The 4660-nt window shown below is 64.2% G+C and carries 6 protein-coding genes and 1 pseudogene; 4 read left to right on the top strand and 3 right to left on the bottom strand.

From position 1 onward, the window contains the following. Window positions 1–61 precede the first annotated feature (61 nt). A complete protein-coding gene (locus VMR03_RS12440) occupies window positions 62–652 on the top strand; it encodes a TetR/AcrR family transcriptional regulator (protein WP_325405666.1) in 591 nt (196 codons plus the stop codon). Window positions 653–655: 3 nt separating this feature from the next. On the opposite strand, the gene VMR03_RS12435 is transcribed toward VMR03_RS12440, so the two are convergent. Continuing rightward, window positions 656–1852, bottom strand: coding sequence for an acetyl-CoA C-acyltransferase (locus tag VMR03_RS12435; protein ID WP_325405664.1), 1197 nt, complete (start codon window positions 1850–1852; stop codon window positions 656–658). A gap of 85 nt (window positions 1853–1937) precedes the next feature. On the opposite strand from VMR03_RS12435, the gene VMR03_RS12430 reads away from it, so the two are divergent. From VMR03_RS12430 to VMR03_RS19005, 3 genes and pseudogenes are all read left to right on the top strand, one after another. Further along, a complete protein-coding gene (locus tag VMR03_RS12430) occupies window positions 1938–2810 on the top strand; it encodes a phosphatase PAP2 family protein (RefSeq protein ID WP_325405662.1) in 873 nt (290 codons plus the stop codon). Window positions 2811–3090: 280 nt separating this feature from the next. After that, window positions 3091–3258, top strand: a pseudogene (locus tag VMR03_RS12425) (general stress protein); the annotation flags it as partial. Beyond that, a complete protein-coding gene (locus VMR03_RS19005) occupies window positions 3244–3315 on the top strand; it encodes a KGG domain-containing protein (RefSeq protein WP_325405668.1) in 72 nt (23 codons plus the stop codon). The pseudogene VMR03_RS12425 and the gene VMR03_RS19005, both read left to right, overlap by 15 nt. Before the next feature lie 80 nt (window positions 3316–3395). On the opposite strand, the gene VMR03_RS12415 is transcribed toward VMR03_RS19005, so the two are convergent. After that, window positions 3396–4184, bottom strand: coding sequence for a thioesterase family protein (locus tag VMR03_RS12415; protein ID WP_325405660.1), 789 nt, complete (start codon window positions 4182–4184; stop codon window positions 3396–3398). Next, a partial coding sequence (locus tag VMR03_RS12410; RefSeq protein ID WP_325405658.1) for an acyl-CoA dehydrogenase family protein occupies window positions 4184–4660 on the bottom strand: 477 nt, incomplete at its 5' end. The genes VMR03_RS12410 and VMR03_RS12415, both read right to left, overlap by 1 nt.

Genomic DNA, 4660 nt, shown 5'->3' with positions numbered 1-4660 from the left:
ATCTCGGATAAAAACGATCATACGTTCGTTTCCTGAGCCCGACAAGGCCGACCGAGGTTACATGAGCAGAACCCGTGGCTCCTCCGGCCCCAAGACGCTGGCCGCCATCAACGAGGCGGGGCTCGATCTCATCTATACGGTCGGCTACGAGGCGATGAGCCTGCGCGAACTGGCGGCCAAGGTCGGCCTCCAGCCGGGCTCCCTCTACAATCACATCGAGACGAAGCAGGACCTTCTCTTCGACCTCATCCACAATCACATGGTCGTGCTGCTCGCTCGCGTCGACGCGGAACTCGAGGGGATCGAGGGACCGGCCGAACGGCTCAAGGCCTTCGTCGCCTTCCATCTCGATTATCATATCGAACGCAAGCGGGAGGTCTTCATCGGTTCGGCCGAGCTTCGCAGCCTGACGCCGAAACACCGCAAGGAAATCGTCGCGCTCCGCCGCGCCTATGAGGACCGGCTCTGCGACATTCTGAAGAAAGGCGCGGCGAAGAAGCTCTTCAGGATCGACGACGTGCGCGTAACGGCCTATGCGCTGCTCGCCATGCTCACCGGTATCTGCACCTGGTATGACCCGAAGGGCCGCGTGAGCAGAAGGAAACTCATCGACCTGCACACGCGGCTGGTGATGGAGGGAGTGGCGGCCTGAGCCTTACATCAGCTCGACCGCCAGCGCCGTCGCTTCGCCGCCGCCGATGCAAAGCGAGGCGACGCCGCGCTTGCCGCCGCCCTGCTTCAGCGCATTGAGAAGCGTCACGACGATGCGCGCGCCCGAAGCGCCGATCGGATGGCCGAGCGCCGTCGCGCCGCCATAGACATTGATGTTCTTGTGGCTGAGGCCCAGTTCCTTCATCGCCGCCATGACGACGACCGCGAAGGCCTCGTTGATCTCGTAAGCGTCGACGTCGGAGGCCTTCCAGCCCGTCTGCTCGAAGAGCCTGTTGATCGCGCCGACAGGCGCCGTCGTGAACCAGGCCGGCGCCTGCGCAAAGCCCGCATGGCCGCGGATCGCGGCAAGCGGCTTCAGGCCGCGCCGCTCCGCTTCCGACAGGCGCATCAGCACCAGTGCCGCCGCGCCGTCGGAAATCGAGCTCGCATTCGCCGCCGTCACCGTGCCGTCCGTCGCGAAGGCGGGCTTCAGCGTCGGGATCTTTGCCGGATCGGCCTTCAGCGGCTGCTCGTCCTGCATCACCTCGACCTCGCCCTTGCGGCTCTTCACAGCCACGGGAACGATTTCGGGAGCGAAGCTGCCGCCTTCGATGGCGCGCTTCGCACGCGCCAGCGACTCGACCGCATAAGCATCCTGCGCCTCGCGGGAGAACTGGTAATGCCGCGCGGTCTCCTCGGCATAGGTGCCCATCAACCGGCCTTCATAGGCGTCCTCGAGGCCGTCCATGAACATGTGGTCCTTCACCTCGCCATGGCCGAGGCGGAAGCCGCTACGCGCCTTGGGCAGCAGGTAAGGCGAATTGGTCATGCTCTCCATGCCGCCGGCCACCACGACGTCGCCATGGCCGAGCGCCAGCGTGTCATGCGCAAGCATGATCGCCTTCATGCCGGAGCCGCAGACCTTGCTGATGGTGGTCGAGGGCGTCGACTCGTCCAGACCGCCCTTCAGCGCCGCCTGCCGGGCCGGCGCCTGCTTCGCGCCCGCCGTCAGCACGCAACCCATGAACACTTCATCGACCGCGCCGGAGGCGAGCCCCGCCCGCTCCACCGCCGCCCGCAGGGCGACGGCGCCGAGGTCCGGTCCGCTGATATCGGCCAACGCACCCTGAAATCCGCCCATCGGCGTCCGCGCGGCGCTGGCGATGACGACGGGGTCTTCTGCGTGACGGATTTGTGTCATGGGCGGCTTTCCACGGTAAAGTGCCTTAACGGCCGGGATTCGGGGGACGAACCTAGCCCAAAACAAGCTATCGGGGGAGGTTCGGTTGGATTTTCTACACAATATGGATTGGGTGCTGCCGCTGCGCAGCGATGCCGCAACGGTCGTCGCAAACGGCTTCACCTGGCTCGGCTATGCCACGTTCTTTCTGATCGCGCTTCCCATCGCTTATTGGCTCTGGGACCGCGACAAGGCGATGCGGATGACGGTCCTGATCGCCCTCACCGCGATCGTCAACGGCTGGCTGAAGGACCTCTGGCAGGACCCGCGCCCCGATCTTCGCTACTGGCTCGACAACCGCGTCGAGGGCTCCTATGGCCGGCCGAGCGGCCATGCGCAGGTCGCCGTCGCCATGTGGTCGTGGATCGCCTGGGAGATCCGCGCCGTCTGGGCCTATATCGCGGCGGCGGTCGTCATCGCGGGCGTCTGCTTCAGCCGGCTCTATCTCGGCGTTCACGACATCGACGACGTGCTGACCGGCATCGGCCTCGCCGTCGCCGGCCTCGCGCTTTTCGCGCTGCTGCTTTCCCCCCGCCTTGCCCCCTCGCGCGACTGGCCGGTGGCCTATCATCTCTTTCTCGTCGTCGCGGCAGGCATCGTCCTCACCCTGACCTGGCCGAACGGCGAACCTCCCGCCCCCGTCGGCATTCTCGCGCTGCTCTTCGGCTGGGTGCTTGGCGCCGATATCGATCGCCGTCTCGCGCCCGCGGCGCCTGTCCTGCCAGCCTGGTGGCTGCGCATCGTCATGGGCGCGGCCGGCGTCGTTGCGCTCTTTGCCCTGCGCGCGGGACTCGACGGAGCTGCCGAAGCTCTCACCATCAAGGGAACAGCATCCGGCTACGTCACAGGCGCTCTCATGGGTTTTTATATGACATGCGCCGCGCCCTTCGCCTTCCGTGCGCTTGGCCTCGTCAAATGACCGGTGCTTGAACCGAAGGGGCGCGAACGCGACCGGCGATTTCCGGAAACCGAAACAATGCGGCGGCACAAGCACCTTTCTCCTTTTTCATTTTTCGAAACAGGAACCTCCGCAATCGCAGTCGGTTGAACAAGCGACGGTGCAATCAACACTTGTTGATCGAGATCACCGCCAGCAATCGAACATCGGGGCGATACGCCCAAACCACCGGATCGAGGCGGCGAGGTCCGGACGGGATGCCGATTGCCTGAGCCGCAAAGATCAAAAATGGAGACGTTCGATGACGAATACCCAGCACCGTGGCGGTTCGGGAAACTTTGCCGAAGATCGCGAGAGAGCATCGGAGGCCGGCCAGAAAGGCGGGCAGCAGAGCGGTGGGAACTTCAAGAACGACCCGCAGCGCGCCGCCGAGGCTGGCCAGAAAGGCGGTCAGATGAGCGGCGGCAATTTCAAGAACGACCCGCAGCGCGCCTCGCAAGCGGGCCGGGAGGGCGGACGACACTAAGCCCCTCGCCACCTGAAGAACGAAAGTCCCCGCGAGTGACATCGCGGGGACTTTTTTTCTTCGTACGGATTTATGAACGATCAGCGCTTCTCGATGACGAGACTCTGAATACAACGACCGAAATAACCGCGCTCGTCGGCGAGACGGCCGGCCGCGATGCCCACGCCCGTTTCATCGACCCAGGTTTCCGCGTCGAGCAGAATCCATTCGCCCGCAGGCATGCGCGCGAGGTTGATCGAGAGGTCGCCGTTGAGAAAGGTCCATTCATGGTTCAGCACCGAGGAAACGCCGTTGCTGAAATCCGCGACCATCGCGGCACGCATCAGCGGCGAATTTTCCTCGCCCGCGACGATAGGCCGGATCGAACGGAACCAGCAGGCCGCCGGGCCGCCCGCGCCGAGAAGGCCGAAGATGCCCTTCGCATTCCTGACTTCCAGACCCGAAATGAACCCGCTGCTCTTGCGGATCGCTTCGTCGATCGGCGAGGACTCATCCGGCGTCGGCAAGGTCGATTCCTTTTCCGCAATGCCTGTGAGGTCGGGATAATCGGCGCTGCGGATTTTCAGCGCGGAGGCCCTCACGCATTCCTTGCCGCCCGCGAGAAGGCTCACGGCGCAGAGCTGGATCTTCTTTCCCTCGCGCACGACCTCGGTTTTGATTTCAAGCGGCGCGATCGGCACCGGGCGCAGCAGGTCGATGGTCAACCGCGCAACCTGCATCGGCGCCGCCGTCGGGATATGTTCGACCACATGGGCGATCAGCGAAGAAGGTGCGCCGCCATGCTGCATCGATGGATCCCAAGGGCCGGCGGCATAGCCGGTCGCCGTGGCCACATCGCCCTTCAGCTCAAAGACGGAATCTAACGGCATCAGGCGCTCTCGTTGAACAGTTCGCGGCCGATCAGCATGCGGCGGATTTCGCTCGTACCCGCGCCGATCTCGTAGAGCTTGGCGTCGCGCAGCAGGCGGCCCGTCGGATAGTCGTTGATATAGCCGTTTCCACCCAGCGTCTGTAGCGCTTCGAGTGCCATCCAGGTGGCTTTTTCCGCCGAATAGAGGATTGCGCCGGCCGCGTCCTTGCGCGTGGTCTTGCCGCGATCGCAAGCTTTCGCGACCGCATAGACATAGGCGCGACAGGCATTCATGGTCGAGTACATGTCGGCGAGCTTGCCCTGCATCAACTGGAAGGTGCCGATGGGTTCGCCGAACTGCTTGCGGTCATGCACATAGGGCACCACGACATCCATGCAGGCCTGCATGATGCCAAGCGGTCCACCCGAGAGCACCGCGCGCTCATAGTCGAGGCCCGACATCAGCACGCGCACGCCTTCGTTCAGCTTGCCGAG

Origin of the sequence: Parvibaculum sp., from assembly GCF_035511255.1 — a bacterium.
In the GTDB taxonomy this organism is placed as follows: Bacteria; Pseudomonadota; Alphaproteobacteria; order Parvibaculales; family Parvibaculaceae; genus Parvibaculum.
Note: the sequence above shows the minus strand (reverse complement) of the source record. Positions and strands in the feature narration are given on the sequence as shown.

Coding starts and splice junctions, on each gene's coding strand:
- VMR03_RS12415 (WP_325405660.1), bottom strand. CDS start 4,184: ATGCCGTTAGATTCCGTCTTTGAGCTGAAGGGCGATGTGGCCACGGCG.
- VMR03_RS12435 (WP_325405664.1), bottom strand. CDS start 1,852: ATGACACAAATCCGTCACGCAGAAGACCCCGTCGTCATCGCCAGCGCC.
- VMR03_RS12440 (WP_325405666.1), top strand. CDS start 62: ATGAGCAGAACCCGTGGCTCCTCCGGCCCCAAGACGCTGGCCGCCATC.